25 protein-coding genes are annotated in these 26,581 nt (G+C 61.1%); 14 read left to right on the top strand and 11 right to left on the bottom strand.

Features of this window, described 5'->3' with window-relative positions; all coding sequences use genetic code 11:
* Positions 1-16 precede the first annotated feature (16 nt).
* A complete protein-coding gene (locus tag FH08_RS0102300) occupies positions 17-1,180 on the top strand; it encodes an NAD(P)/FAD-dependent oxidoreductase (RefSeq protein WP_031356762.1) in 1,164 nt (387 codons plus the stop codon).
* 28 nt (positions 1,181-1,208) lie between these two features.
* On the opposite strand, the gene FH08_RS0102295 is transcribed toward FH08_RS0102300, so the two are convergent.
* The 3 genes from FH08_RS0102295 to FH08_RS0102285 form a co-directional block, all read right to left on the bottom strand.
* Positions 1,209-1,973: a helix-turn-helix domain-containing protein gene (locus tag FH08_RS0102295; protein WP_031356761.1), complete on the bottom strand. Its 765-nt coding sequence runs from the start codon at positions 1,971-1,973 to the stop codon at positions 1,209-1,211.
* Positions 1,974-2,090: 117 nt separating this feature from the next.
* Positions 2,091-2,696 carry a thiamine pyrophosphate-dependent enzyme gene (locus FH08_RS0102290; RefSeq protein ID WP_031356760.1) on the bottom strand — a complete coding sequence of 202 codons (606 nt, stop codon included), beginning with the start codon at positions 2,694-2,696 and terminating at the stop codon, positions 2,091-2,093.
* 20 nt (positions 2,697-2,716) lie between these two features.
* Entirely contained in the window at positions 2,717-3,232 is a 516-nt protein-coding gene (locus FH08_RS0102285; RefSeq protein ID WP_031356759.1) for a thiamine pyrophosphate-binding protein, read from the bottom strand.
* Between the two features lie 285 nt (positions 3,233-3,517).
* On the opposite strand from FH08_RS0102285, the gene FH08_RS0102280 reads away from it, so the two are divergent.
* The gene (locus FH08_RS0102280; RefSeq protein WP_051887659.1) at positions 3,518-3,772 is read left to right on the top strand and encodes a hypothetical protein; all 255 of its coding nucleotides are present in this window, start codon (positions 3,518-3,520) and stop codon (positions 3,770-3,772) included.
* Between the two features lie 38 nt (positions 3,773-3,810).
* Here FH08_RS0102280 and FH08_RS0102275 read toward each other — a convergent pair whose 3' ends face one another.
* Positions 3,811-4,479, bottom strand: a complete 669-nt coding sequence (locus tag FH08_RS0102275) for a glutathione S-transferase family protein (protein WP_031356757.1) — start codon at positions 4,477-4,479, stop codon at positions 3,811-3,813.
* Positions 4,480-4,649: 170 nt separating this feature from the next.
* Here FH08_RS0102275 and FH08_RS0102270 point away from each other — a divergent pair, with 170 nt between their 5' ends.
* Both FH08_RS0102270 and FH08_RS0102265 read left to right on the top strand, forming a co-directional pair.
* Positions 4,650-5,216: a TetR/AcrR family transcriptional regulator gene (locus tag FH08_RS0102270; protein ID WP_031356756.1), complete on the top strand. Its 567-nt coding sequence runs from the start codon at positions 4,650-4,652 to the stop codon at positions 5,214-5,216.
* 151 nt (positions 5,217-5,367) lie between these two features.
* Complete coding sequence (locus tag FH08_RS0102265) at positions 5,368-6,381, top strand: SGNH/GDSL hydrolase family protein (RefSeq protein ID WP_031356755.1); 1,014 nt, start codon at positions 5,368-5,370, stop codon at positions 6,379-6,381.
* 47 nt (positions 6,382-6,428) lie between these two features.
* Here FH08_RS0102265 and FH08_RS0102260 read toward each other — a convergent pair whose 3' ends face one another.
* From FH08_RS0102260 to FH08_RS0102245, 4 genes are read right to left on the bottom strand one after another with little or no spacing between them, the layout of a single operon-like run.
* Positions 6,429-7,067, bottom strand: coding sequence for a DUF2894 domain-containing protein (locus FH08_RS0102260; protein ID WP_031356754.1), 639 nt, complete (start codon positions 7,065-7,067; stop codon positions 6,429-6,431).
* Positions 7,060-7,707, bottom strand: a complete 648-nt coding sequence (locus tag FH08_RS0102255; protein ID WP_031356753.1) for an OmpA family protein — start codon at positions 7,705-7,707, stop codon at positions 7,060-7,062. The genes FH08_RS0102260 and FH08_RS0102255 overlap by 8 nt, the downstream gene beginning before the upstream one ends.
* The gene (locus FH08_RS0102250) at positions 7,704-10,058 is read right to left on the bottom strand and encodes a DUF802 domain-containing protein (protein ID WP_031356752.1); all 2,355 of its coding nucleotides are present in this window, start codon (positions 10,056-10,058) and stop codon (positions 7,704-7,706) included. The genes FH08_RS0102255 and FH08_RS0102250 overlap by 4 nt, the downstream gene beginning before the upstream one ends.
* A 10-nt stretch (positions 10,059-10,068) precedes the next feature.
* Complete coding sequence (locus FH08_RS0102245) at positions 10,069-10,803, bottom strand: DUF3348 domain-containing protein (RefSeq protein WP_031356751.1); 735 nt, start codon at positions 10,801-10,803, stop codon at positions 10,069-10,071.
* 361 nt (positions 10,804-11,164) lie between these two features.
* Here FH08_RS0102245 and FH08_RS0102240 point away from each other — a divergent pair, with 361 nt between their 5' ends.
* Positions 11,165-11,473: a putative quinol monooxygenase gene (locus FH08_RS0102240; RefSeq protein WP_031356750.1), complete on the top strand. Its 309-nt coding sequence runs from the start codon at positions 11,165-11,167 to the stop codon at positions 11,471-11,473.
* Between the two features lie 151 nt (positions 11,474-11,624).
* Here FH08_RS0102240 and FH08_RS0102235 read toward each other — a convergent pair whose 3' ends face one another.
* On the bottom strand, positions 11,625-13,214 hold the full coding sequence (locus FH08_RS0102235; RefSeq protein WP_031356749.1) for an alpha-amylase family glycosyl hydrolase: 1,590 nt from the start codon (positions 13,212-13,214) through the stop codon (positions 11,625-11,627).
* A gap of 49 nt (positions 13,215-13,263) precedes the next feature.
* Here FH08_RS0102235 and FH08_RS0102230 point away from each other — a divergent pair, with 49 nt between their 5' ends.
* On the top strand, positions 13,264-14,928 hold the full coding sequence (locus FH08_RS0102230) for an alpha-amylase family protein (RefSeq protein ID WP_031356748.1): 1,665 nt from the start codon (positions 13,264-13,266) through the stop codon (positions 14,926-14,928).
* A 45-nt stretch (positions 14,929-14,973) separates the two neighbouring features.
* Here the strand turns inward: FH08_RS0102230 and FH08_RS0102225 are convergent, their stop codons facing one another.
* Positions 14,974-15,573 carry a LysE family translocator gene (locus FH08_RS0102225; RefSeq protein WP_031356747.1) on the bottom strand — a complete coding sequence of 200 codons (600 nt, stop codon included), beginning with the start codon at positions 15,571-15,573 and terminating at the stop codon, positions 14,974-14,976.
* Positions 15,574-16,045: 472 nt separating this feature from the next.
* On the opposite strand from FH08_RS0102225, the gene FH08_RS0102220 reads away from it, so the two are divergent.
* Both FH08_RS0102220 and FH08_RS0102215 read left to right on the top strand, forming a co-directional pair.
* The gene (locus FH08_RS0102220; protein WP_063771159.1) at positions 16,046-18,127 is read left to right on the top strand and encodes a TonB-dependent siderophore receptor; all 2,082 of its coding nucleotides are present in this window, start codon (positions 16,046-16,048) and stop codon (positions 18,125-18,127) included.
* 37 nt (positions 18,128-18,164) lie between these two features.
* Entirely contained in the window at positions 18,165-18,854 is a 690-nt protein-coding gene (locus FH08_RS0102215; protein ID WP_081889332.1) for a PepSY-associated TM helix domain-containing protein, read from the top strand.
* Between the two features lie 17 nt (positions 18,855-18,871).
* Here FH08_RS0102215 and FH08_RS0102210 read toward each other — a convergent pair whose 3' ends face one another.
* The gene (locus FH08_RS0102210; protein ID WP_031356744.1) at positions 18,872-19,555 is read right to left on the bottom strand and encodes a class I SAM-dependent methyltransferase; all 684 of its coding nucleotides are present in this window, start codon (positions 19,553-19,555) and stop codon (positions 18,872-18,874) included.
* Positions 19,556-19,805: 250 nt separating this feature from the next.
* Here FH08_RS0102210 and FH08_RS0102205 point away from each other — a divergent pair, with 250 nt between their 5' ends.
* Genes FH08_RS0102205 through dhaL form a run of 6 tightly spaced genes read left to right on the top strand, consistent with a single transcriptional unit; the run spans position 19,806 to position 26,579 of the window.
* On the top strand, positions 19,806-20,783 hold the full coding sequence (locus FH08_RS0102205; protein ID WP_031356743.1) for a sugar-binding transcriptional regulator: 978 nt from the start codon (positions 19,806-19,808) through the stop codon (positions 20,781-20,783).
* Entirely contained in the window at positions 20,783-22,426 is a 1,644-nt protein-coding gene (locus FH08_RS0102200) for an FGGY-family carbohydrate kinase (RefSeq protein ID WP_081889331.1), read from the top strand. The genes FH08_RS0102205 and FH08_RS0102200 overlap by 1 nt, the downstream gene beginning before the upstream one ends.
* Positions 22,423-23,931 (top strand): glycerol-3-phosphate dehydrogenase, encoded by a 1,509-nt coding sequence (locus FH08_RS0102195; RefSeq protein ID WP_031356741.1) that lies wholly within the window; start codon positions 22,423-22,425, stop codon positions 23,929-23,931. The genes FH08_RS0102200 and FH08_RS0102195 overlap by 4 nt, the downstream gene beginning before the upstream one ends.
* A 35-nt stretch (positions 23,932-23,966) precedes the next feature.
* A complete protein-coding gene (locus tag FH08_RS0102190; protein WP_031356740.1) occupies positions 23,967-24,899 on the top strand; it encodes a sugar phosphate isomerase/epimerase family protein in 933 nt (310 codons plus the stop codon).
* Between the two features lie 13 nt (positions 24,900-24,912).
* The gene (locus FH08_RS0102185; RefSeq protein ID WP_235210265.1) at positions 24,913-25,941 is read left to right on the top strand and encodes a dihydroxyacetone kinase subunit DhaK; all 1,029 of its coding nucleotides are present in this window, start codon (positions 24,913-24,915) and stop codon (positions 25,939-25,941) included.
* Positions 25,935-26,579 (top strand): dihydroxyacetone kinase subunit DhaL, encoded by a 645-nt coding sequence (gene dhaL / locus FH08_RS0102180; RefSeq protein WP_031356738.1) that lies wholly within the window; start codon positions 25,935-25,937, stop codon positions 26,577-26,579. Before FH08_RS0102185 ends, dhaL begins: the two co-directional genes overlap by 7 nt.
* The last annotated feature ends 2 nt before the right edge of the window (positions 26,580-26,581 follow it).

Raw genomic sequence — 26,581 nt, 5'->3', positions numbered from 1 at the left:
CATTCGAAGGTAAAGCATGAGCGAACGAATTGTCATCACGGGCGGAGGCGCGATTGGCTGTTCCATCGCCTATTTCCTGAGTCTCCAGGAATCTGCCAAGCGTGAGATCTGGGTCATTGAAAAAGATCCGACGTACAGGATCGCGTCGTCATCGCTTTCGGCCAGTTCGATCCGCCAGCAGTTTTCGACACCCATCTGCATTCAGCTATCGCAGTTCGGTTATGAGTTCTTCTCCGCTTGCGAGCGAGAAAAGACGCGATACGGTAGCGGCGTCGATCTGGTGGATTGCGGATATCTATTTGTTGGGAATGCTGAACAAGAGGAGGTTCTACGTCGACGAAGCACACTTGCCAGATCGTTAGGTGTCGAATTGCGGGAACATTCCGTTGAAGAGCTGCAGCGGCGTTATCCATGGATGAACGTAAGCGATCTGACTTACGCTGTCGAAGGTCTTGCCGGTGAGGGCTGGTTCGATGGTTACAGCGTCATGCAATGGTTTAGGAATCGTGCGCGCGAAGCGGGCGTCCACTTCGTCACGGGTGAAGCGGCGGCTTACCGTATGCGCGCAAACTTGATCACTCATGTGGAACTGAAGGATGGGCGGGAAATCGCTGGGAACAAGTTTGTCAATGCCAGCGGAGCGTGGTGCGCAGATCTCGCGAAAAGCGTGGGTGTCGATTTGCCGGTTCGGCCGCGACGACGTTCAGCGTTCGTCGTGTCATGCCCTACGTCGATTCCGGATATGCCGATCCTGATTGATACCTCCGGCGTGTACTTGCGCCGTGAACAGAACCATTTCCTGTGTATCGTCTCGCCCTCCGCGGAGCTTGATCTGGATTACCCGCCCCTTGACGTGCAGTTTTCCGAATTTGACGAGGTAATCTGGCCGGCCTTAGCAGAGCGGATCCCCGCGTTTGAAGCGCTGCGCGTGGAACACGCGTGGGCCGGCTACTATGAATACAACATTCTCGACCAGAACGGTATCGTCGGTCAGTCGGGGCCGGAGAACTCGTTCGTGGCGGCGGGTTTCAGCGGCCACGGCATGATGCACAGTCCGGGTGTGGGGCGGGCCGTTGCCGAGTTGTTGAGCTTCGGCGATTTCAAAACGCTGGACCTCTCGCCTCTCTCGCCGGCGCGGCTTACGTCGGGCCAACTGGTGATCGAAGAGGGTGTTTACTAACTACTGACGCCCACGACCGGCCGTTTTATCAGTGAGGGTTCAGGCCACGCCCTCGCGCGTTTCTATATTGCCGGGGCGTGAGGTGCGTGGCAGATTTGAATTGACGCGTGAACGCGCTGTGATCGGCGTAACCACAATCCGTCGCGATTTCCGTGATAGTGTTATCAGTCGTTTCCAACAGCTTGCACGCGTGATCGATCCGCATTTTCATCAGCAACTGTTTGGGCGTGAGATGAAACACTTCACGGGTCAGACGTTCCAGGGTGTCGACAGATATGGAGGCGCGCTGCGCCGCTTCAGTGACCAGGATGTTCTGTCCAAGGTTCTGTTCCAGATAATCCAGATACTCGAGCAAACGCCGGTAGCCGTGGTGACGTTCGTCAGGCCGCGGCAGATCGCGCGATATACCGATCAATCCGATCGCCATTCCATCTTCGTTGAGTACCGGAAACTTGGAGCTCAGGCACCAGTATCGATGCCCCATTCCTGCGGAGTAGAGGCGCAGCCGATCGACGATGGGAGAGCGCGTTTCGATAATGTTCAAGTCCTGCGCGTTGGTACTTGCACCGGTAACCGGGAATAGCTGGTCGGCGGTCTTTCCGATCACATCGTCGCGTGACAATCCGCTTCGGGTGATGAGGGTTTGATTGACGGAAAGATAACGCGCCTGCGCATCCTTGATGTAGTACAGCACATCCGGAAAGCAGTCGAAGACGCGCTCAAGCATCTCAGGCTGGCGGTCCAACTGACGAAAGACCTCCACCAACATATCGGAATAGGCCTTGGCGGGCATGGGGGATCATTGTGAAGTTACAATTAATCCCGATTGTACAGAGGCTAAAAAAGGGGGCGAGATCGAAGAATGCTTGCCCCCTTCAACACACTCTTGCAGAGGATCTCCAATGCTAGCCTACTGACTTGCGTGGGCCTTGGCGCCCAATAGCGCTTCGCGGAAACGGCTGCGTAGATACGGACCATCTCGGGGGGGAAGGGCGGTCGGCTCGGGATCGGTGCCGACCTTCACGGTGGCAAGCACCGGACCCGTAGCTTTGAGAATGACGTCGACGTACTCCTCGAGTTCGTTCTCAGCACGGATCGTCGTTGCCTTTTCGAATCCTGCGGCGCGTGCAATGGCCGTGATGTCCACCCCACGGCCTGCGTGCGCCAATTGCATGCCTGTCTCTGCGTAGTGTTCGTTGTCGATTACGACGATCGACAGATTGGCGGGTCGATCGACTCCCACTGTCGCGAGCGACCCCAGGCCCATCATCATTTCACCATCGCCCACGAATACGATCACGCCCTTCGCTGGTTGGGCCAGTGCCACGCCCAGGCCGAAGGTGACGGCTCCACCCATTGCCCCCCAAAGATAGAAGTTCTGTGGCGTGTCGCCGGCGGCTGCCACGTCGAAGGTCGGATTGCCAAGGCTGGTCACAGCCAGCACATCCTGCTGTCGATCGCGGAGAATCCGCTTCACCGCCAGCCGGCGGTTCAAGGGTTTCGTCTGCTGTGTCATGGTTGACCTCACTGATGACATCACTTCTGGAAGTTCTTGGTGCCGATGACACGCTGTCCGATGAGGACAGCAACCATGCGGGACGTGTTGTAGCCGAAATTCAACGCGGCGCGCACGGTCTCGGCGACGTCGTCGGGATCATCGGCGCGGTAGACGTAGACGCCCGCTGATTCAAGGGCCGTCTGCGTGGATTTGCCCATGGCAACCTGCCAGGGATTGAATTCGCCCCACTCTCCGCGCATGGTGACCAGCATCACGATCGGCATGCGGCATTCGTGCTGTAGCGAGAGCATGTTGATGCAGTTGCCCACGCCGCTCGACTGCAGGAGCAGTACACCGCGCTGGCCGCCGACCCATGCGCCGCCCATCATGGCCACGCCTTCTTCTTCGGTGGTCAGGGAAACAGCGTGAATGTCGGCATCCGCCTCGCAGCGTTCGATAAGAAGTTTGTGCCCCGCATCCGGCACATAGGCCACTTGCCGCACGTCAGCGGCTTTGAAGTGCTCGAAGATAGTTTCCGGCCAGTTGGCTGACATGGTGACGAGTTGGAGTCGATAAGTTGATGAAAACGGATAGCCGTCGCGTGAAGCAAAGCTGATGCATTGCCGTGCTTCGATAAGTGACAGCGTGCAACAGCCAAAGTCTTTGCTCAATTACTGGTTGCGGAAGGGGCGATTAGGCTGGGGTTAACGGGGTTTGAGAATTAGCCGGCGTGCTCGCATCCGCCTTCGGGCAACCGGAATGCCGCGTTCCACAATGCCGAATTCCAATGAATGATTTAGATAAGCAGACTGGCGTGCAAACGGATTGGAGAAGGGACGATGGAGATTGATATGAGCCAGGTCAGGGTGGCAGCGGCCCTGGCCGCCAACGCCGACGACGCCGCCATCTGGCGGTGGTTCGCACCGCTCCTCGAGGAGCGGAGGATCCGCTGGTGCTGCAGCGGGGACCGTTGGCTCGTAAGCGTGAATAACAGGCACGTGGCTACCGATAGCAGCTTCGACAAAGCCATCCGGATCGCGAAGGCTAACGTGGATGCGCTGACGGGGCCGCCGCGGAGCAAACGGGCGGCCTGAGCCATGGGCCGCAGCAAACGGCCTTCGCACTGCTTGTATCAGCCGGGCAGTTCCATCACCTGTCCGCTTCGATTCTTCACGCTCGGCCGCTCCGATATCTTCGCCTGCCACGCGGACAACGCCGAACAATCGTCTGGAATCGCAATGCCTGCGGCGCCGGCGTGCATCAGCGCGGCATAGACCGTGATATCGGCCATTGAGAAATCATCGCCAGCCACGTAGGGGTGCGCTTTAAGGACCCCGTCGAAGTACTTCATGCCGCGCACGAACTTCTCAAGGTGGCGCTCACCCCATTCCTTCCTGTGCGCCCATTCGGGGCTCTTGTAGGCTTCCAGGCGTGCACCCAGTCCAGGCGTTGCATGGTGAAAATAGATGCCGACGGCATCAATGAGTTGATCGTCGGCCCGTTTCTGCATCATGTGAATGACCGCTTTTTCCTTCGGAGTCTTGCCGGTGAGCGTGGGGTTCCCATCCAGGTTGTCGAGATATTCCGTAATCGCAACGCCTTCCGAGATGAACGTGCCATCGTCGAGTTCGAGAACGGGCACCGTCCCCGTCGGATTGATGGCGAGAAACGCGCTTTGCTTGTGCTCGGCCGCAAACAGATCCACTTTGACGAATTCGATTTCGGAATCCAGTCCCTTCTCGGCGAGGACGATACGAATGCGGGCCGGATTCGGGAAGCCAGGGATGTCGTAAATTTTCATGATCAATTCTCCGTGTTATCTATCGATAGGTAAGGCGCGGAACGAAGCATGAAACGCGGAGGTCACGCTGTCAACAACTATCTATCGATAGGAAAGCCGAACAATTGTGCTTATCTATCGATAGAGATATACTCGCGGCAACTTATCTCCTTCTCCGGCGAAGACTCCTGATGACCACCCCAGACACCAAGGAACGAATCATGAGCGTGGCGCGGCTCATGGTGCAGGCGCACGGCTACAACGCGCTAAGTTTTCGTGAAATTGGAAAAGAGGTGGGTGTGTCCAGCGCGAGCATCCACCATCACTTTCCGACGAAAGGCGACCTTGGCGCCGCCCTGGCGCAACGCTACACAGACGACGGCAGCGTGGCGCTTGAAAAATTGCTGGCTACGTCCAAAGACGCTCACAAATGCATGACGGGTTACGCGGCGATCTTTCGTGCTGCGTTGCTCAATGACAATCGGATGTGCCTTGTAGGACTGATGTCCGCCGAATACGACGACTTGCCCGATGAAGTGCGAACAGAGGTGGACCGATTCGCCGACGTCAACGTCAAATGGTTGACTGAAGTGCTCTCACTTCGAAAAGCCAAGACAGGCAAAGATGCAATTCAACACCAGGCGCTGGCGATCTACGCCGCCATTGGAGGGGCTCAACTCGTGGCCAGAGGGCGGGGCGACATCGCCATGTTCGACCGCGCGATTACGGCATACCGGGCGGCCGGGCTGATTCCGTGAAAGCGCGGAAGGGTTAGTGGATCGGGGGCTTCCGGACGACAGCGCATGCTTTTTGCTTAAGCGAAGGTGTGTAACGCGAGAGCGATACACAGGCTGACGACAAGCCCAACGCACAAGGGCCGCTGCCCGGCCAACCAGCAGGGGAGGATCTATGCCAGGAAGCAATGACCGGGTACGCGCTGCAATTCTTGCCGTAGTGGTTTCGCTGCTTAGCTCATGTGGCGGGGGCGGCAGCGGTTCGAGCGGCGCGCCTTCACCGCCCGGCGGCATCGATCTGCAAGTCGTCTCCTTCGGCGACAGTCTGTCGGACGTCGGGACGTACGCGCCGCTCGCCAGCGCGGTCGGCGGCGGGCGTTTCACGACCAATCCAGGGCAGGTGTGGACTCAGGATGTTGCGCAGTACTACGGTGACGTGCTCACCGCTGCCTTTACGATCGACATCACTCACGAGTTGAAGGCGCAAGGCGGTCTAGGCTATGCGCAGGGCGGTGCGACCGTGGCCACGCCGGCAAACCTGTATGACTTTCTGACTGACGTGATCGGCAATATAGAAATGCCCGTCAATCAGCAGGTGTCGAGCTATCTGGCCGCTCACGGCAGCTTTAACTCCGGTCAACTGGTGCTCGTCTGGGCTGGCGCGAACGACGTGCTCCGCGCCGGATCGCTACCGGCCGCGGCGCCGATCGTGCAGACGGCGGCAAGCACCCTGGCTCAAGTTGTCGGACAGATCGTGCAGGGGGGCGCCACTCATGTCGTGGTGGTGAATGTCCCGAATATCGGACTGACGCCCAAAGGCATTACATCGGCCGACGGCGGGGCAAACCTGACCCAGTTGTCACAACTGTTCAACAATGACTTGAACGCTGCCCTGCAAGCCGATGGCCTGCAAGGCAAGGTGATCCAGATCGATGCTTACACATGGGCGGATCAGATCATCGCGAACTTTCAGGCGAATGGTTTTGTCGTGTCGAACACCGCTACCGCCTGCGACCCTTCGAAAACGCCTGATGACACGTCATTGCTCTGCTCGCCTGCCACCTATGCGACGGCCAATGCCGATCAGACATACATATTCGCCGACGATATTCATCCGACGACGCGTCTGCATTCGCTGTTCGCGCAGTACGTGGAGCAGCAGGTTGCGGCGAGCGGTCTTGGTCATTAGGCTGGGAGATTGACGCTGGGTGAGCATCGTTGACGACCGGTGCCTCGCTAGCGTGCTTTGCCGCGCGTACTTTTCCGAGGGTTGCCGGAGCGAGACGCGTCTTTATCCGGCAAGGCGCCGCCGCCGTTCATCTGCTCCATCCACGACAAGGCGTCGATGTACGACAAGAACTGCTCCAGATACCCCGGCGACAACTCGCGCATCAGCGAGAGCGACCGATGCACAAGGCTGCTCGAATTGAGCGGACCGGCATTCCCGGGCACTTGCGCCAGCGACTGTCGAAATTGTTTTTCGGCGCTGACCCTGGTCCAGGTTTTCCGGAAGTAATCGAGCACTTCCAATTCTGGATAGGACGCGGGGCGGGGCAGGGCGTGACCCTCGTCACCATCCGCCGGCGCACGGCTGCGCATGTACTCGGTCAGCCCGGCGAGCGCACCCCGAGCGGACTCACCAGCACTGGCAGTTTGGGACGGAGCATTCTCGAGATCGTCGGCATACGCCTGAAGCAGTTTGGCCAGCCTGTCATCCAGGATGCGTCGCGCCTCGCCGCTATGGCTGGCCGCTCGCCGATCCAGCGCTTCCATAAAATAAAACCGGACAGGATCCAGCCGATCGGCGCCGCGCTCGCGCCATGCATCGAGCGTCGAGCGAACACTGTTCGTTACACCACCAGCGTCGCTATTCACCGGGCTTCACCGTTGCGCTCGACGGCCTTGGGACCGGCGCTATTTCCACTCGTCGATTCTTCGCCCGCCCCTCGTTGTCGGTATTCGAGCTCACGGGCTGCTGTGAGCCGAACGCGGCTGCGAATACCGAGGAGGAGGGGACGCCCGCGTCGATCAACGCGCGGGTTACCGTCAACGCGCGCTGGGCCGACAGCTCCCAGTTGTCGGCAAAGCGACGGTTGCCCTCTCGCAACTGCCGGTCATCGGTAAAGCCGCTCACCATCAGGATCTGCTCGTTGGCTTGGAGATAAACTTTTAGCGGCCCGGCGAGGCTCTTCAATACTTCCCGGCCTTCGGGCTGCAATTGATCGGAGTTGAGCGCGAACAACACGCTGCCGTTGATGCCAATACGTCCGTTGACCAGCGTCACCCGGCCAGCAGCCAGCGGCCCGGCCAGCGCCTGCTCCAGCGTCTTGCGGCGCTGCGTTTCCATCTGCCGCTGCTTGACCTCTTGTTCGAGCTTGGAAGACAGCTCGAGCTGCACGCCGATGACGCCGATCATGATCAGCATGAAGGCGCCCAGCAGCACCGACATCAAGTCGGCGAACGCAGGCCATACAGGCGCGGCCGTCTCCACGCCGCCGTCGATATCCTCGCTCATGCAGCTTCGGCTCCGGCGGACGCACGCCGTCCGGCGAGCTGTTGCAGGTCTTCAACAATCTGCTTCTGCGACATCATGCTCAAGTCGATGACTTCCCGAGCCTGCGCCACGTAATAGGCAAGCTGTTCGTCGCTGCGTGCGAGCGATTTGTCCAGCGCGGTTTCAATCCGCTGGAGATGCGTCACCAGCTTGTCGTTCGAATCGCCGAACACCTGTACGGCCATGCCGAATGCTTCACCCAGGCTCGCGACCTCGACCGCGCTGCCGGTGACCTGCGCGGCTACGGCGCCGAGCTTGCCGGTTTCAGCTTCGACCTTATCGGCGAACTGGGTGCCCACACGCTCCAGCAGACCTGCCGACGTCGCGACCAGCGCGTCAACGGCTGTGCGCTGCTCGGTGGATGCATGGTTCACCGCATCGAGCAGGGTTTCAAGCGTGGCCAGCAGACGGCTGCGCTCCTCCAGCATCGCGGTGTCGCGGACCATGCTGTCGGAGAGCTTCTGGCGCAGTTCGGCAACGACTTCGGCCGCAGCCTTGGGGGCCTCCGATGCCGCCTGCACGAGCCCGGAGATCTCAGCGATCGTGTTGCTGGCGTGTGCCTGCGTCTGGGCCGATATCTCGTGCGCGGTCCGCTCCAGCGTGTCGCAGATTTCCTGCTGCCGGCTCGCGGTACGCGTACCAACCTGTTCCCACTCGCGGCTCAGCGTAGCGGCCATTGAACCAAGCGTCTCGGTCCACGCCGCCAGCCGCTGCTGATCGCGCGATGCCAATTCCGCCTGCAGGTTCGCCGCGGCCTTGGGCGCTTCCGACGCAGCTTGTACCAGCCGGTCGATTTCGGCGATCGTGTTGGTGGCGTGCGCCTGCGTCTGGACCGATATATCGCGTGCAGTTTGCGCCAGCGTGTCGCACATTTCCTGCTGCCGGCTCGCTGTGCGCGTGCCCGCCTGTTCCCACTCGCGGCTCAACGTAGCGGCCATCGAACCAAGCGTCTCGGTCCAGACCGCAAGCCGTTGCTCGTCCCTCGATGCCAATTCGCCCTGCAAGTCCGCCTGCGACTGGCCCACGGTGCGCAGCAGCGAAGCTGAATGCTGCTCGAAGGTCGCGGCGGCCTCGGCCAAGGCCTGCTGGTTGTGAGCCGCCAGCGTCTCGCCCGCGCGTTCTTGCCGTGACAGCGCTTCGTTCCACGCTGCGGACACACTGCCTGCCGTAGCGTCCAGGCGCGAGGCCACGCCTGCAAGCAGGCCGGCAGAACGTTGCTCGAAGGTTTCGGTGAATCGATCCAGCGAGGTGCCAAGCTGTTGGACCAGCGCCTCGCTCGAGCGTTGGTGTCCTTCTAGCGCCTGATTCCAGATACCGGCGACGGTCGCGGTGCTGGCCTCGAAGCCGCTCGACAATCCGTCCAGTTGCTGCTGCACGGCGTGAGTGACGGTGGCGTGCAACGAAGCCGTCTCGCGGGCAAGGCCTGCCATCGTAGCTTCCATGACCGGCTGCAGCGCGGCGCCGGCGGCACGGGTGCTGTCGGCGACGCTCTCCTTCAACGATCGCTCCACCGATGAAGCGAGCCGGGCGTAGGTGGCCTCGGCCTTGTCGTGGAAGGCCTCCTGACTGGCGATCTGCCGCGCGTTCACGGCGAGGTTCTGTTGCTCGATGGCCGCCATCATCATCTGTAGACGATTGACCAGCTCAGGCATCCCGTCGGCCTGGCGCTGCAGGAGCTTGAAGGTTTCCTCGCGCTGATGAGTCTGCGAATAGATGCGTAATGTGGTCGCGATCTTCACGTCGAGCATCTGCCCGGCCTCGATTCGCTCGCGCCGGCACAGCGCGGAAAGCAACCCGAGCATGGCGGAGGTGGCCACGCCTGCAATCGAAGTGCCGAACGCAAAGCCCAAGCCCTTGACCGGTGCGGCCAGCGAATCGCGGATAGCCTGCAGGTCCGTCGCGCTTTCCAGCGCCATGCCTGTCCCTCTCAGGGTCGCGACCATGCCCAGGAGCGTGCCGAGCATGCCCAGCAACACGAGCAAGCCGACCAGATAGGGCGCAAGCGCCGGTCCGGGCAAGGCCACACGTTCGCCCTCGATGCGCAGGCGCACCGGGTTGCGCAAGCTGGGATGCAACCGGTCAAGCCACGCGGCAAGGCTGGGCGGAGGTCCGGACAGGTCCGTGACGGCACGCGCCAAGGTTGAAGTGGCCTGGCTGTAGCGTTGCAACTCGAGCGCGCCCGCCAGATAGCAGGCCGCCACCAACATAGTGACGGCCAGCGCCAGCGTGTTCGAGCCGACGTAGCCCGCGCCGATCCAGCACACAGCGGCCAGACCTACCAAAAAAACGACAAGATTCAAATATCTGGACATAGCGTCCCAGTTAGCGGGTGCGAAGGGCCGCGAGCAACCCTTCGACCGGTTGAAAACGAAGATCCAGTTCGGCCAGCAACACGCTCTGCATATCCTTGCGGAACACGTTCAGCCACGCGCCCGGCTTACCCACCGGGGCGTCCTCCGGCGCCTGGGCGTCGGCCAGCGTCTCCCGCTCGGCTTTACGCAAGCGCTCGAAGTGCCCGCCGAGCAACCCGGGTACGGTGGCCAGCAGACTCCGCTCGCGCGCGCCTAGCGCGCGCTCCATGACGGCATCGACCTCCGCCAGCCGGTTCATGCCGGGTGTCCCGGCGGAAAGCTTTGTCCGCAGGCGGCCACGCAGGTTGCCGATGCCCGTCTCCATCGTCTGCTGCATCGACAGATAGATCTGACGAAAAGCCGCGTAGTCGACGGCAGCGTCCATGGGCGCTCCATGAGCGGATGTTTTCGCGGCTCCGTGCCGCTTGGCGGCGGGCGCACCGCCGGCGATGGCATTCACCAACGTGCCGCGCACGCGGGCACACTCGGTCTCCTCCGCACTGCCGGGGGCTCGCGCGCCGGGAGGGACGGCAGGCACATTGCCGCTAAGCGCCGTGGACAGCGCGATGGCGTCTGTCCAGTGCAGCCATTGGCTCAGCCTGTCAGAGAGCGGCTGTCTGGATTCGGTAACTTCGACATCCGCCAGACGAGCCAGTAAGCGAATAAGTGTCGGACCGCTGAAAGCTGTGCGCTGAGGGGCTTGCACCTTACCACCAGTGTCAAAAAGTCCGCTAGTTTACACGCGGACGCGATCGCAGCTGCCCACGTGTTGATCAGTATGGCGCGCGAGTAGGAATTTGAGGGCGTTCGACATGCCACTAACGATGCTGGAACGTCGGGCTCGGCCTTAGCCACAGGTGTAGTCGGTAATGGGGCGCTACAACGTTTTCACCGAGTTCGCCAGAGAACAAAAGCGGACTTCGGAATGAAGAGAACTATCGCGGGGACACACCTTCAAGACATAGACCTGGCTGCGATACAACAGAGGCCGCTGGCAGCATACGTTTCCGGACGCGGCTATGATTATGAACGGCAAGCCCTGCCCAACACGAAAGGAGAATGTCCGGATGATTCACGTCATTGCCACGATCACCGCGCTGCCCGGTTCACGCGACGCCGTGCTGGAACTATTCAGCAAGAACCGTCCAGCGGTGCTGGCCGAAGTTGGATGCATCAGCTACGAAGCGGTAATCGACGTACCGGATTTCGGGGCGATTCAGACACCGCTCGGTAATGACACGTTTGCAGTAATTGAACGCTGGGAAAGCGCCGAGGCGTTGAAGGCACATGGCGCCTCTGCGCATATGGCCGAATATGGGCGTGCTACCAAGCCCTTGCTCGCCAGTCGTGTCATCAATGTGCTGGAAGCCTTGTGAGACGCAGGCTGCCCTTGACTTGCCCGCGCTGAACGCAGCATGGATGGCCGTCGAGAACTTGAAGGTCTGACCCGGTGCGCCGTGCGAAACCCGCCCGGCGTCACAGCGGCATAGCGAACGCCACAATTCTCAGGACATATTCAGGCACCTGCTAACCCGGTTCCGGAGCGCGAATGACGATGCCCTCATTGCCGGCGAGCACTAAGCCGGGTCCTGCGACTCGCTTACCCTCACGATCTTCCGTGGTCGATAACACCACGATTCCCGGAGGTACTTGCACCGGCGCATCCGCTCCTGCCATGTTCAACGCGATGAAAAACCGGTCCCCGTTCAGCCGGCGTTCATAGGTCAATACGCTCCCGCTGGAAGCAACCCGTTCGATCGTTCCTTCCACCAACGCCGGTTCGCTTCTGCGCAACGCAAGCAAGCGTCGATAAAACGTCAGCATAGACGATGCTTCGCGATCCTCATCAATGACATTGACGCCATCGCCACCGCTTATTGGCAACCAAGGCACACCGCTTGAAAAGCCGGCGTTCGGCGATCCATCCCATTGCATGGGCGTTCGTTCCGGGTCGCGGCCCTGACCAATGCCAGGTTGTCGTAACTCTGCAGGATCCTGCACGCGATCGGGCGGAATCACGCCGTCAACCATGCCGATTTCATCGCCGTAATAGAGCGTGGGCGTGCCGCGCAGGGTGAGCAGCAACATCGCGGCGACTCGCGCCTGGCCCGCGCCGATGCGTGACGCAACACGCGGGTTGTCGTGATTGCCGAGCACCCAGTTCGGCCATGCATGCAACGGAAGCGCATCGTCGTATTCGGACACGATCCGCGCAATCTCCGCCGCGTTCCAGGGCGCGCTGATCAGTTGAAAGTTGAACGGCATGTTTGCGCCGTTACCATTCGGTCCGTAATAGCTGACGAGTTGATGCACGGGCAAATAAATCTCGCCGATCAGCACGCGCTCGCCGTATTCGTCGAGCGTCGCGCGCATCGACCGGACAATGTCATGGACTTCAGGCTGATCTTCCGTATAGGTCTGCAACTGCCGATGATGATCCGGTTCACCGGCCTTGAACTGCGGGTTCGGTGGATTGTCGCGGAAGAGCGCGTCCTTGATGAGCAACCACAGTACATCCACACGAAAGCCATCGACGCCCCGATCCAGCCAGAAACGCAAGACGCCGTCCATTGCCGTGCGTACCTCGGCGTTGCGCCAGTTGAGATCGGGCTGTTCGCGCAGGAACGCGTGATAGTAGTATTGGCCCGTGAGGGCGTCCCATTCCCACGCCGAACCACCCATGCGGCTCAGCCAGTTGTTCGGAGGCCCGCCATCGGGAGCGGGATCCCGCCACAAATACCAGTCGCGCTTCGGGTTATCGCGTGATGAGCGGCTCTCCGTGAACCACGGATGCTGGTCGGAGGAATGATTGGGGACAAAATCGAGCAGCACCTTCAGGCCCAGTTCGTGCGCATGTGCCACGAGCCGGTCGAAGTCGCCAAGCGTCCCGAACACCGGCGCGATGGCGCAATAGTCGGCGACGTCGTAGCCGAAGTCGGCCATGGGCGATGGGTACACAGGCGAGATCCATACAGCGTCTGCGCCAAGCGCGCGGAGGTAGTCCAGACGCGCCGTGATGCCCGCAAGATCGCCAATGCCGTCGCCGTTTTCGTCCTGGAAAGATCGCGGATAGACCTGGTAAATCACGCCTCGCTGCCACCACGCCAAGTCTGACATTTTCGTTCCTCGAATGACTGCACAGGTTGGACCCAACGAGCAGGTTTAAATGCTAAACGACCTCTGGTACAAGAATGCAGTCGTCTATTGCCTCTCGGTAGGCACGTTCATGGACGCAAACGGCGATGGCGTCGGCGACTTCCAGGGCCTTATCCGCCGCCTTGATTATCTGCAAGGCCTCGGCATTACCACTATCTGGCTGATGCCGTTCCAGCCGTCGCCCGGCCTTGATGCCGGCTATGACATCTCTGACTACTACAACGTCGATCCCCGCTACGGCACGCTAGGCGATTTCGCCGAGTTTGCGCATGCCTGCCATCAGCGCGGCCTGCGCGTCATGATCGATCTCGTGGTCAACCACACGTCCGATCAGCACGCATGGTTCCGCGAAGCACGTAGCGATCCTGACTCGAAATATCGCGACTGGTATGTGTGGGCCGACAAGAAACCGCGCAATGCCCGGGACGGAATCGTGTTCCCGGGCGTTCAGAAGTCGACGTGGACTTACGACAAGCAAGCAGCGCTTTGGTACTTCCATCGTTTCTATGACTTCCAGCCGGACTTGAATACCGCCAACCCGCATGTGCAGGCGGAGATCCTGAAAGTGATGGGCTTCTGGATTCAACTTGGCGTGTCGGGTTTCCGGATGGACGCCGTGCCCTTCGTGATATCGACAAAGGGCGCCAAGGTCACGAAGCCGGTCGAGCAGTACGACATGCTGCGTACCTTCCGGGAGTTCCTGCAGTGGCGCAAGGGCGACGCGATCATCCTCGCGGAGGCGAATGTCCTGCCCGATACCGACCTGGATTATTTCGGCGACGACGGCGAGCGTCTCCAGATGATGTTCAATTTCCAGGTCAACCAGAATACGTTCTACACGCTGGCTAGCGCGGATACGGCGCCGCTGAAGAAGGCGCTGCTCGCGACCCGACCGCGGCCGGCGACGGCGCAATGGGGCGTGTTCCTGCGCAACCACGATGAACTGGATCTCGGCCGCCTGACGCCTGAGCAACGTGCCACGGTCTTTGCGGCCTTCGGGCCGGATCCGGACATGCAGCTATACGAAAGGGGCATCCGCAGAAGGATTGCGCCGATGCTCTCCGGCGACCGGCGTCGTCTTGAACTGGCTTACAGCTTGATGTTGACGCTGCCGGGAACTCCAGTCTTCCGATACGGCGATGAAATCGGCATGGGTGACGATCTGCGTCTGCCAGAACGTGAATGCGCGCGTACGCCGATGCAGTGGTCCAGCGAGCCGCATGGAGGTTTTACCAAGCATCCGCGGCCTGTCGCGCGAGTCATTTCGGGTGGTCCGTACGGTTACGAACGGGTCAATGTGGCCGACCAGCGGCGCGACCCCAATTCGTTCCTGAACTGGACGGAACGCCTGATTCGCATGCGTCGGGAGGTGCCTGAGATCAGTTGGGGCGACTTCGCGGTCTTACGCGTTTCTCGCAACGATGTCCTCGCCCTGCGCTACGACTGGCGCAACAATTCGGTCTTGTGCCTGCATAACTTCAGCGCTGAGGCGTGCACGGTGAAGTTCAGGTCGGGCTGTACGAATCCCGGCGACGACATGCTCGTCAACCTGCTGTCCGACGACCACAGCCAAGTGGGCGCCGATGGCCGCCATAGCGTCGTTCTCGAGCCTTATGGCTACCGGTGGTATCGCGTGGGTGGGCTCGATTACTTGCTCAAGCGCAGCGAAGTGTAATGTGCTTGGTGCGTTCGTGAAACGCGGGTGGTGTGTCGGCAGAGGCTAATGCAAGGCTGCCCACGCAAGAGATAAGGAAAAGGCCGCCAGGACAATCGATGCACAACGCTGCATGTGCACCGGACTGACCCGCATCAAGCGGCCGCTGCCGAGTTCTGCGCCAAATGCGATCCATGCCAGCCCGATTGGAACTAGCAGGGCCGTGAAGATTGCCATGGCTTCAAGATAAGCGCCGAAACTCTCGAACGCAACCACGGGGAAAATCGTGCCGCCGAACAGGATGGCTTTCGGGTTGAGCAATGTCGCGGTAAACAACACACGCAGGCCGATCGTCCCTTGCGCCGATGAAGGCAACGAGTTCGCTGTTTGCCACATGCGAACCGAGAGGTAGGCAAGATAAAGGCCGCTCGCAATACGCAATAGCGTCGGTAGCCAGGTGAGCGAGGTCGCCGCATGTGACAGGAAATATCCCCAGCCTGAAATCGACACGAGGTAGCCGGCGAACTCGGCGGCAGTCAGATGGGCAGAGCGCCTTAAACCGCATCTTAGACCGGCGGTGGCGAGCAACGTGTTGGTCGGACCCGGCATGACAAGCACGATAGCGGTGCCTAACGTCATCAGCGTGGCGCTAGAAGTTGAAAGCATGGATGGCGGTTGTTATAGGTGTGCGGACAGTCTTGCTGCGGTTTCGGTCGTGAGGAAGCACGCCAGGTGCGATTGTCGGCGATTCGGACCGCAATGTCGAACGGTCGCAGTGAGCCGTGAGCGTGAGCGGGTTCTTTCAAATTGTCATGCGTAAGCAAGACGATCAGCATTCCTATTGATAATCCTGACCCGCCGCGAGGCCCGAACACTACGCCCGCAGCACTCGACGCGAAAGTGTCACTTGATTTTTTACATAAATAATAATATAAACACGAATCATTCTTATTTGTTGAATAAATGAACGGGAGTGCGCATCCCTCGATCCAGCTTAAACGGCTGGCCTGCGGGATCGCGCTCACACGTTCATTCGGGGGTTTTAACGATGTGTCGCGGAAAAAGGGCGGGTAGACGGTTGCCGCTCAATAAAAGGGCGCCGCTCGTCAGCGCTTTGGTGGCAGCAGGCTTGATCGGAATGGCAGCACGGCCGGCGATGGCCGATACAACCAGCAGCACAGCAGTTCCCACAACCGATGAATCGGGCGCCCAGCAGCTTCCCGCGGTAACGGTTACAAGTCAGCGGGCACAGGGCTTTGCGCCTGCATCGGTTGAAACGGGTCCGTATCGTGGAATGGATGTGCTTGACGTGCCCGCTACCGTAAATGTAGTGACGCGCAGCGTGATGGATGCTCAGGGAGACACCGGCCTTTACGATGCGCTGCGCAATGTGGCCGGCGTTACTCGCCAGCAGCTCAGCGGTCTTGCTTACGATAATCTGTCTATTCGCGGCATCCCGCTCGACAACCGCGCGAGCTTCTACTTCAACGGGATCCTGCCGATCGACAACAACATCTGGATGCCGATGGAAGACAAGGAGCGCGTCGAAGTCCTGAAAGCGGCGTCCGCGCTCTACTACGGATTTGCCGCACCGGCCGGCATCGTGAACATGGTCACCAAGCACGCCGGCACCGAGCCGGTTACGAGTGTCTCGCTGCTCGGTGATTCGCGAGGGTCGTACGGCACGCACGTCGACATCGCCCGGCGCTTCGGCACGGACGATCAGTTCGGCGTGCGCGTCAACGCGATGGACGAGCATGTCGAGGCGCCGATCGAGGGCGATCACGGTTATCGAAAGTTCATCAGTGCGGCGCTCGACTGGCGTGTGAACAGCCGCTTGACGCTCCAGTACGATCTTGAACACATCGAGACCAGCATTGTCGAGCAAGCGGGCATCGTGCCGCTCGCGGCGAACAAACAGGGCGTCATTTCCCTGCCCGGCATTCCTGATCCAAACAAATTGTTGTCAGGCGCCGGCTATCCGACGCGTTCAAGCGCAGACACGAACCTGTTCCGCGCCAACTACGCTTTATCGGACAACTGGAGCGTGAACCTTGCAGCGGGCGAGTCGATCACGCGGCGCGACCGCTGGAACTGGGTCTTCCAGAAATACAATGTGACAACGGGCGCCGGCACCGTGCAGGCCACCCAGCAATTCGGTCAGCGATACCAGAACGAGACGGTCCGCCTCGAGACGAACGGCGTGTTCAAGACCGGCTCGATCGCTCATGACCTGACGATGGGCGTCTCGCAAGACTGGATGTATCAGCCGAACTTCACGTCGTACACCTTCACTGCGCCGCAAAACCTTTACAACCCTGTCGATATCACCACGCTGACGCCAAGCGGCACGCCGAAGCAATTCTTCGCGCAGCATGTGCGCAACGGCGGCGCTTATGTGTTCGACCGGATCGACCTGACCTCACGGCTGCAATTCATTCCGGGGCTACGGCAATCCGAATACATCACGTCGCAAGCGGGAACACCCAACTCCGACATCAGCAGGACAACACCGTCCGCCAGCCTGAGCTTCAGGGTGACGCCAAGCACCAGCGTCTACGCGAGCTATGTCGAAGCGCTGGAGTCCGAAGGCAGCGCACCCGCCACCGCCGAAAACGCCAATCAGATCCTGCCTGCTGGTGTCAGCAAGCAAGAAGAAATCGGCGTGCGGACCCGGATCACGAACAACATGCTCGCGTCGGTCGCGTTGTTCAATTTGCGTCAGCCATCGACCGGTACCAACGCCGACAACGTCTTCGTGATGAACGGCAATGCACGGTATAGAGGCGTCGAATTTTCGCTGCAAGGGGATCTGACGCGCGACCTGTCGGTCATCGCTTCAGCAGTCTATCTTGATGCGACGCAGGTCGACTCGCCCGATCCAACACTGGTAGGCAAGACCCCCGAAAACGCTGCTCACGTCACCGCGAGCCTGTTTGCCGACTACCGCATACCGGCGGTGGCCGGGCTCTCGATCAATGGCGGGTTGTACTACATCGGGCCTCGCGCGGTGAACGATCTCGACCAGGCGTCGATAGGCGGCTACACGTTGTTGACCGCCGGCCTGCGCTACACGACGCGCATCTTCGGCAAGCGGGCGACGATCCAGGCGAACCTTGAAAACGCGACCAACAAGCGTTACTGGAGTGCCGTCGGATCGAATCAGATTGGTGTTGGCCTCGGCCGCACGCTCGAGCTTAGTTCTACGTTCGATTTCTAGCGCTTCGCGCTTCCCCTCAATACACCCACACGAAACCATGCAGGCAAGCACACTAAAAAATAACGCCGAACCGGCGGCGGCATCCCAGGACAGCGCGCAGAAATCGCGCTCTCGCCGCAGCACTTTTCTCAAGTGGCTGCGCCGCGTTCACGGCTGGATCGGATTGTGGGGTGCGGTACTCGGCCTGCTCTTTGGCGTGACAGGGATACTCCAGAATCATCGTGCGACGATGAAGATCAAGGTCGGCGGTCCCAGCGTATCGGCGATCCAGGTCGCCATGCCGACGCCACCGCCCAAGTCGCCTGCTGAGCTTGCGCAATTTCTGCAGGCCGAATTAAAGCTCGACCGTCCTGCCGAGCGAGTGACGCGTGAAAAGGCCAAACCCGTCACGTGGGGCGACCAGTCCGTGATCCAGCCCGAGCACTGGGTGATCCGCTTTATAGCGCCGCACTATCTGGTCACGGCGGATATGTGGAAGGGCGGGAACCTCGTCAACGTCGAACGTCGCGATCAGGGTTTGATTAGCACACTTGAAGGGTTGCATCGCTCGGAAGGAGCAGGTGTCGGCTGGATCCTGTTTGCGGATTCGATCGCGGGCAGCCTGATTTTGCTGTCGCTTACCGGCGTGCTGCTTTGGACCGAGCTGAATCGACGCAAGACGATCGGCGCTTCGATCTTCGTCGTGTCGCTGGTGACCATGATCGTGATGGCGTTACAGTCCGCGTAGTGTGTAGTTGGGGCCGGTCATCCAATCCGATGCGCACGAAACACAACGGATGCCGGCCTGCCAGTTCGCGGGTCTATGGGCTCTTGCAGTGCGCGAAGCGTCAGCCCGCTAGTCCGTATGAGGTCGAGCCACGTGCCCAATGTCCTGAAGTACCAGGGCGGGGCATCGGTGAATGCGGGGCCAAACCCTGCCCATGAACCTGGCCGCCAGCCGTCGACGTAAGGCAGATCACCGCATGAAACAAGCGGATGCAGCGTTTGCACGATCAAGGCGCCATCCGGCTTGAGCAACTGTGGAACGGTCCGCAGCAGGCCGTCTACGGATTCCTTTCCGAGTAGCGCGAAGTTGCAGACCACGACATCGGCGCTAAGTTTTAGCTGTCCTTCCGCGATCTCTTCGTAAGACATCACGCGGCTGTCGACCACGCCCGCCTGCCTCGCAGCGAGGGCCAATGCCGGCACCGCATCCACCGCCGTTACCTCGATCCCATTCTGCTGGAGCGCAAGGGCAAGCCAGCCTTCGCCACAACCCAGATCAATGACCGTCTGCGGTTTGCACGCGAGCACCGCGTCCAGGATTGCGCGATCGGTCACCAATCTCCGGCTCTCGATTTCGCCGGCACGAACCGCATTCGTCCAGGGCGAAGCGTTGCGCTTCCAGGCCTCGATTATCTTGCCGTCGCTCAACGCTTCGATGTTCATCGCTCGTCCTTCCTTTATCCAGATTGCAAATCATCCCATACGGCTGATCTATGCGAATGGCCGCCGGAAGCATCGCTGAACCTTCCCCAAACCCAAACTCTCGCGACCAAGCTTTCATAAGTATGACGGCTTGCGAGTAAGGGTTTTAGCGGATGCCGACAGGGGATTTGCTTGCTATCCTTGGCACAGATGAAATAAATTACAGCAGACGAAAAAAAATTCATTTTTTCGATTTGCACGTGGAGAAGACATGACGAAGTCCGCCGACAGGCGTGATGCCGAAGACAGTCTCGCGATCAGGGCGGCGTGGTTGCATTACGCGGCAGGGCAGACGCAGGCCGATGTCGCCTTGCGCCTCGGGGTAAGCAACGTCAAGGCGCATCGGCTTATCACGCGCGCTAATCAGAGCGGCGCGGTAAAGGTCACGATCGACGGCGACGTGGCCGAATGCGTCGTACTGGAAGCAGAACTTGCCGAGCGCTACGGGCTGGCGTATTGCGAAGTAGTTCCGGATCTGCACGAGGTTGGCTTGCCGCTGCGTGCGCTCGGCGTTGCCGGGGCGCACTTTCTGCAGCGCGAGATCGCGGCTCGTCAAGGCGGCGTGATCGGCATGGGGCATGGCCGGACGCTTGCTGCCGTCGTGGCCGACATGCCGCGCATCGATGCCGGCAAGGTGCGTTTCGTGTCGCTGCTGGGCGGCGTCACGCGCAACTACACGGCGAATCCGTACGACGTCATTCACCGTCTGGCGGAAAAAACTGGTGCTGTGTCTTACGTGCTGCCGCTGCCGTTTTTCGCCAATACGGCTGAAGACCGCGAGGTGTTGCTGTCGCAGCGCGGCGTGCGGGAGGTGTTCGATCTGGCGGCGCATGCGGACCTGATGATCGTCGGTATCGGCACCGCGCAGCCCGACGCGCAACTCGTTGCATCGCAGATGATCGAGCCGGCAGAAATTCGCGAAGTACGCGACATGGGCGGCCAAGGGGAAGTGCTGGGCCACTTTTTCGATGAGGCTGGCAAGTCCGTCGAAACATCGTTGGCTGCGCGCACGGTGGCGCCCAATCTCTCTGATCTGACCGGGCGGCGCATTGTCGCCATCGCCGGGGGCGCTGAAAAGGTGGACGCGATCCGGGCCGTTCTGAACAGCGGGCTCCTCAGCGGATTGATCACGGATGAAGCCACGGCGCTCGCGTTGAATCGCGGAACGATCAACGAGGAGGCCGCGTGATGGTTCCCTCACCGAGCGCCAGCGCCGGACGCGATCTCCTGATCGGTATCGACGCCGGCACGTCGGTCATCAAGGCTGTTGCCTTCGACCTGGCAGGGCGGCAGATTGCGGTTGCATCGGTTCCTAACCGCTACACCACGAGTGCCGATGGCGCGGCCTTTCAGTCGCTGGACCAAACGTGGGCGGACTGCGCGCAGACGCTGCGTGATCTTGGCGCCAAGGTCGATGGCCTGGCGCGACGCACCGCGGCGGTGGCGGTGACGGGGCAGGGCGATGGAACCTGGCTGGTCGGTGCGGGAAATAAGCCCGCGACCGACGCCTGGCTTTGGCTGGACGCGCGTGCCGCGGATACCGTGCGACGGCTACAAGGAAGCCCGGCAAGCCGTGCTCGCTTCGAGGCCACGGGCACCGGGCTGGCGGCGTGCAGCCAGGGCGCGCAGATCGCGCACATGGACGCGACGACGCCCGATGTGCTCGATCGCTCCGAAGTCGCGTTGCATTGCAAGGACTGGCTATATCTCAACCTCACCGGGGTGCGCGCAACGGACCCGTCGGAGGCGAGCTTTACCTATGGCAATTTCCGCACCCGGCGCTATGACGACTCGGTGATCGAAACGTTGGGCCTGTCGGCGCGGCGTGGTCTGTTGCCCGAGATCGTCGACGGCACCGAGACCACCCATGCGCTGTCGCCTGAAGCTTCGGCGGCAACGGGCCTCTTGGCTGGAACGCCGGTGTGCCTGGGATTCGTCGATATTGTTCTGACGGCGTTGGGCGCCGGCATCCACACAGAGGGTGCGGTGGGCGCCACCTGCTCGATCATAGGATCGACGGGCATGCATATGCGTGCAGTACAGAACACCGACGTATATCTGAACGCCGAGGGCACCGGGTACGTCATCGCGTTGCCAATGCCGGGCATGTCGGCGCAGGTGCAGTCGAACATGGCGGCGACGCTGAACGTTGACTGGCTCTTGAATCTGGCGTGCGACCTGCTCGCGGAATTCGGCACACCGCTCTCGCAAAGTGATCGGGTGAAACGCATCGATGGATGGCTGCAAGCAGGCCGGCCAGGAGCGCACCTTTACCACCCTTATATCTCCGATGCAGGCGAGCGTGGTCCATTCGTTAACGCCAACGCGCGCGCCAACTTCACAGGACTGACAAGCGAAAGCCGTTTCCCGGATTTGTTGCTTGCGGTGGTCGAGGGGCTCGGAATGGCCGCGCGCGATTGCTATGCGGCAATGGGCGGCGCGATGCCGGCAGAGCTCCGCCTGACAGGCGGTGCAACCCGGTCGCGCGCGTTGCGTGCGGTGCTTGGCGCAGTGGTAGGCGCTCCGGTGCGAACGTCCACGCGTGAAGAAGCGGGCGCGGCCGGTGCGGCCATGATGGCGGCGGTCGCACTTGGCGTTTATCCCGACATGCAGGCGTGCATCGCCGAGTGGGTTACTCCGCTGCTGGGACCGGTCGAGACGCCCGATCCGGAGCGGATGCAAACCTATGCACAGGCGTTCCCGGTCTACCAGAAGGCGCGACACGCTCTGGAACCCGTGTGGGATGAAATGGCACGGCAGGCTAGGGGCAGGAGTCATCCCGGAGCCCTTGGCACGGTCAATAAAGCAGTCGAACGGAGGGCGGTGAGATGAACGGCAGCCAGATGGTCGACCTGTTCGTCATTGGCGGTGGCATCAACGGCGCGGGCATTGCGCGCGATGCTGCGGGACGCGGGCTGTCGGTGATTTTGTGCGAGAAGGACGACCTGGCGCAAGGTACCTCGTCGCGCTCGGGCAAGCTGGTGCATGGAGGACTGCGCTATCTTGAGTACTACGAATTCCGGCTCGTGCGTGAGGCGTTGATCGAGCGCGAAGTGCTGCTCAACGCTGCGCCGCATATCATCTGGCCGCTGCGTTTTGTGCTTCCTCACAGTCCGGATGATCGCCCGGCGTGGCTGGTGAGGCTGGGGCTGTTTTTATACGATCACCTCGGCGGCCGCAAGAAGCTGCCGGGCACGCGGACCCTCGATCTGCGGCGCAGTCCGGAAGGCGCGCCGATCAAGGACGAGTACCACAGGGGTTTTGAATATTCCGATTGTTGGGTCGATGACGCGCGCCTCGTGGTGCTCAATGCCGTCGACGCAGCGCAACTCGGCGCGCAAGTGCTTACGCGCACCGCATGCGTCTCGGCGCGGCGCGAGGGCAATGCGTGGCGCATCGAGTTGCGCAACACGCGCAACGGTGCAACCCGCGTTGTCACTGCGCGGGCGCTGGTCAACGCCGCAGGGCCGTGGGTGGCCGACGTCATCGAACGCGCGGGCGGTCATTCGACCCGCAAGGTGCGGCTCGTCAAGGGCAGCCACATTGTTACCCCCAAGTTCTGGGACGGCCCGCATTCCTATCTGGTGCAGAACCACGACAAGCGGGTGATTTTCATTAACCCGTACGAAGGCGACAAGGCGCTCATCGGCACCACGGACATCCCCTGGGACGGCGCGCCTGAAAACGTATCGATCGACGAAGCGGAAATCGACTACCTGCTGGCTGCGGTGAACCGTTACTTCAAGCAGCCGCTGCGACGCCAGGACGTGGTGCAGACCTTCTCCGGTGTGCGCCCGCTTTACGACGACGGTGCAGGCAATCCGTCGGCGGTGACGCGCGACTATGTGTTCGACCTCGACACCAATGGCGGCGCGCCTCTGCTCAATGTCTTCGGCGGCAAGATCACGACTTTTCGCAAGCTCTCCGAGCACGCGATGCAACACCTTCGGCCGACCTTTCCCGACATGGGGAAAGACTGGACGTCGACAGCAACGCTGCCCGGTGGGGAGATCGAGAACGCCGACGTGCCGAAATTCATCGCGCGTTTGCAACGCGAGTTTGGCTGGTTGCCACGGGATCTGATGCTTCATTACGCGCGGACCTATGGTGCGCGCACGGCTCAGGTGATCGGCTCGGCCCATTCGGTACCCGATCTCGGCCGCAAGTTCGGACCGAATTTGTACGAGGCCGAAGTGCGCTACTTGATGGCGCAAGAGTGGGCCGAGACGGCGCCGGACATCCTGACGCGGCGCACCAAGCACGGACTGCACATGAGTACTGAGCAAACGGCGGCGTTCGGTGCCTGGTTCGACGGCCTCGATAGAAAAACCGCCTGACGCTTCGGCTGAACCACATATAACACGAGACGCAAATGGCTTTCACTCTCGCACTCAACACGAATCCGCTGGTGAATCGCTTTGCCGAGCCGGATGATCTCATTGACGCCATCGCGCACAAGATGAAGATCCGCGACGTGCAACTCACGCATGAGTTCATCAATCCGTCGTGGCCCGCTGCAGTCACGCGACGCCTGACGCGCCAGATGCGTGCGGCGATGGCGCGAACCGGCGTGCGCATCACGTCGGGTATGACGGGCCCCTATGGTCGCCTCAACCACTTCGGCCACCCGGATGCCGATGTACGGCGCTATTACGTCGATTGGTTCAAGACCTTCGCCGACATCACGGCGGACCTTGGCGGGAATTCAATCGGCACTCAGTTCGCCATCTTCACCTACCGCGACTTCGACGATGCCGGCCGTCGCGAGGCGTTGATGCAGATCGCTATCGATTGCTGGGCGGAAGTCGCAGAACACGCCAAGCGCGCCGGGTTGCAATACGTGTTCTGGGAACCGATGTCGGTCGGGCGCGAGTTCGGCGAGACGATCGCTGCGTGCATGGCGCTGCAAAAACGGCTGAGCGCCGCAAACATGGCGGTGCCAATGTGGATGATGGCCGACATTGATCACGGCGACGTCACCAGCTCGAACCCCGACGACTTTGACCCCTACGCCTGGGCACGCGCGGTGCCGCGCGTCTCGCCCATCATCCACATCAAGCAGTCGCTGATGGACAAGGGCGGTCACCATCCTTTCACCGCCGAGTTCAACGCACGCGGGCGCATCCAGCCCGGCCCGTTGATCGAAGCCATTCAAGCGGGCGGTGGACAGGATAACGAAATATGCCTGGAGTTGTCGTTCAAGGAACGCGAACCGAAGGATCGACAGGTCGTTGAGCAGATCGCTGAATCGGTGGCGTTCTGGGCTCCTCATTTCGATACCGGCGTTTCCGACCTGAACATCTGAAGGGGAGACTGCCATGCAAGATGCGATGACACAGAAGCTGATCAACGACGGCAATGCCGCCGTCGACGAGATGCTGGATGGCGTGATGGCCGCACACGGCAACTTGCTGCGGCGCCTGGACGCCGCGCCGCGTGCGATCGTCGCGCGTCACGGACCGCGACAAGGAAAGGTCTCGCTGGTGATCGGCGGCGGGTCCGGTCACGAGCCTACTTTTTTGGGCTTCGTCGGCAAAGGATTGGCCGACGCGGCCGCAATCGGCAATGTGTTTGCCTCACCGCCGCCGCAACCGGCCGTCGATGCGGCGCTCGCCACGCACGGAGGCGCAGGCGTGCTGTTCATGTACGGCAACTATGCCGGCGACGTGATGAATTTCGACATGGCCACCGAATTGCTGGAGCTGGAGGGCGTCGAGGCGCGCACCGTGCTGACCACCGACGACATCGCTTCCGCGCCGCGTGACAAGCGCGAACAACGGCGCGGGGTGGCAGGCAATGTGTTCATTTTCAAAGCTGCCGGTGCAGCGGCTGATTTGATGATGTCGCTGGACGAAGTGGTGCGAGTGGCGCGTCACGCCAACGCCCGCATTTACACATTAGGCGTGGCGCTTGCGCCCTGTTCGTTACCGCAGACGCGGCGCGCCAACTTCGAGATCGGAGTGGGCGAGATGGAGATCGGCATGGGCATCCACGGGGAGCCGGGGATGCGTCGCGAGGCGCTGCGTCCCGCTGATGCCGTGGTCGACGAGATCATGGACGCCATCCTCGCTGAGATGGGCGCGACCAAAGGAGACCGCGTGGCGGTGCTGGTGAACTCGCTCGGCGCGACGCCGTTGATGGAGCTGTACATCATGAACCGCCGCGTCGCGCAGCGCCTGGCCGAGGCAGGGTTGATCGTGCATCGCACGCTGGTCGGGCCGCTGTGCACGTCGCTCGAAATGGCCGGTGCGTCGATCACGCTGATGCATCTCGACGAAGAACTGCAGCGCTTGCTGGATCATCCGTGCGAGTGCGCGATGTTCCAACAGGGGACCGGGCGATGCTGACGACCGCTGACATTGCGCGCCTGTTCCGCCAGCTCGCCGAAACCATCCGCGCAGCGCGAGATGAGCTGTGCCGGCTCGACGGTGTGATCGGCGATGCCGACCACGGCATCGCGATGGCGGACGGATTTGCCGCGGCATCGAGTGCGATCGAGGCGCTGTCTGTGGAAGCAACGCTCGCCGATCAATTCAACACCGCGGCAAAGGCGTTCCTGAACGCTGTCGGCGCCTCGTCGGGGCCGCTCTACGCCACCGCGCTCATGCGTGCGGCGAAGGCTGCCGGGGCGCGCGCAGAAATGCCGCTGACCGAAGCGCCGATGCTGATCGTCGCAATGGCCGAAGGCATCCGGTCGCGTGGCAAGGCGGAGCAGGGAGAAAAAACCATGGTCGATGTCTGGACGCCCGCCGCCGCAGCGGCGGAGCAAGGCATGGCAAATGGGCTGTCGCTGCCCGAGATCGTGGCGCGGGTCCGCTATGCCGCAGCTGAAGGCGCCGAGGCAACCAAATCGATGGTCGCGACCAAGGGTCGCTCGGCGCGTCTCGGCGAGCGCAGTCTTGGACATATCGATCCTGGCGCGGCATCCGCGGCGATGGTGCTCAACGTGATTGCTGATGACTGGGGGCAACGTGGCACAGCATGAAA

It is taken from the genome of Caballeronia sordidicola, assembly GCF_000729995.1.
GTDB lineage: Bacteria > Pseudomonadota > Gammaproteobacteria > Burkholderiales > Burkholderiaceae > Caballeronia > Caballeronia sordidicola_A.
Note: the sequence above shows the minus strand (reverse complement) of the source record. Positions and strands in the feature narration are given on the sequence as shown.

Coding starts and splice junctions, on each gene's coding strand:
- FH08_RS0102265 (WP_031356755.1), top strand. CDS start 5,368: ATGCCAGGAAGCAATGACCGGGTACGCGCTGCAATTCTTGCCGTAGTG.
- FH08_RS0102295 (WP_031356761.1), bottom strand. CDS start 1,973: ATGCCCGCCAAGGCCTATTCCGATATGTTGGTGGAGGTCTTTCGTCAG.
- FH08_RS0102280 (WP_051887659.1), top strand. CDS start 3,518: ATGGAGATTGATATGAGCCAGGTCAGGGTGGCAGCGGCCCTGGCCGCC.
- FH08_RS0102250 (WP_031356752.1), bottom strand. CDS start 10,058: ATGTCCAGATATTTGAATCTTGTCGTTTTTTTGGTAGGTCTGGCCGCT.
- FH08_RS0102285 (WP_031356759.1), bottom strand. CDS start 3,232: ATGTCAGCCAACTGGCCGGAAACTATCTTCGAGCACTTCAAAGCCGCT.
- FH08_RS0102290 (WP_031356760.1), bottom strand. CDS start 2,696: ATGACACAGCAGACGAAACCCTTGAACCGCCGGCTGGCGGTGAAGCGG.
- FH08_RS0102275 (WP_031356757.1), bottom strand. CDS start 4,479: ATGAAAATTTACGACATCCCTGGCTTCCCGAATCCGGCCCGCATTCGT.
- FH08_RS0102215 (WP_081889332.1), top strand. CDS start 18,165: ATGCAGGCAAGCACACTAAAAAATAACGCCGAACCGGCGGCGGCATCC.
- FH08_RS0102235 (WP_031356749.1), bottom strand. CDS start 13,214: ATGTCAGACTTGGCGTGGTGGCAGCGAGGCGTGATTTACCAGGTCTAT.
- FH08_RS0102225 (WP_031356747.1), bottom strand. CDS start 15,573: ATGCTTTCAACTTCTAGCGCCACGCTGATGACGTTAGGCACCGCTATC.
- FH08_RS0102185 (WP_235210265.1), top strand. CDS start 24,913: ATGCAAGATGCGATGACACAGAAGCTGATCAACGACGGCAATGCCGCC.
- FH08_RS0102240 (WP_031356750.1), top strand. CDS start 11,165: ATGATTCACGTCATTGCCACGATCACCGCGCTGCCCGGTTCACGCGAC.
- FH08_RS0102200 (WP_081889331.1), top strand. CDS start 20,783: ATGGTTCCCTCACCGAGCGCCAGCGCCGGACGCGATCTCCTGATCGGT.
- FH08_RS0102230 (WP_031356748.1), top strand. CDS start 13,264: ATGCTAAACGACCTCTGGTACAAGAATGCAGTCGTCTATTGCCTCTCG.
- FH08_RS0102190 (WP_031356740.1), top strand. CDS start 23,967: ATGGCTTTCACTCTCGCACTCAACACGAATCCGCTGGTGAATCGCTTT.
- FH08_RS0102195 (WP_031356741.1), top strand. CDS start 22,423: ATGAACGGCAGCCAGATGGTCGACCTGTTCGTCATTGGCGGTGGCATC.
- FH08_RS0102210 (WP_031356744.1), bottom strand. CDS start 19,555: ATGAACATCGAAGCGTTGAGCGACGGCAAGATAATCGAGGCCTGGAAG.
- FH08_RS0102300 (WP_031356762.1), top strand. CDS start 17: ATGAGCGAACGAATTGTCATCACGGGCGGAGGCGCGATTGGCTGTTCC.
- dhaL (WP_031356738.1), top strand. CDS start 25,935: ATGCTGACGACCGCTGACATTGCGCGCCTGTTCCGCCAGCTCGCCGAA.
- FH08_RS0102205 (WP_031356743.1), top strand. CDS start 19,806: ATGACGAAGTCCGCCGACAGGCGTGATGCCGAAGACAGTCTCGCGATC.
- FH08_RS0102270 (WP_031356756.1), top strand. CDS start 4,650: ATGACCACCCCAGACACCAAGGAACGAATCATGAGCGTGGCGCGGCTC.
- FH08_RS0102255 (WP_031356753.1), bottom strand. CDS start 7,707: ATGAGCGAGGATATCGACGGCGGCGTGGAGACGGCCGCGCCTGTATGG.
- FH08_RS0102220 (WP_063771159.1), top strand. CDS start 16,046: ATGGCAGCACGGCCGGCGATGGCCGATACAACCAGCAGCACAGCAGTT.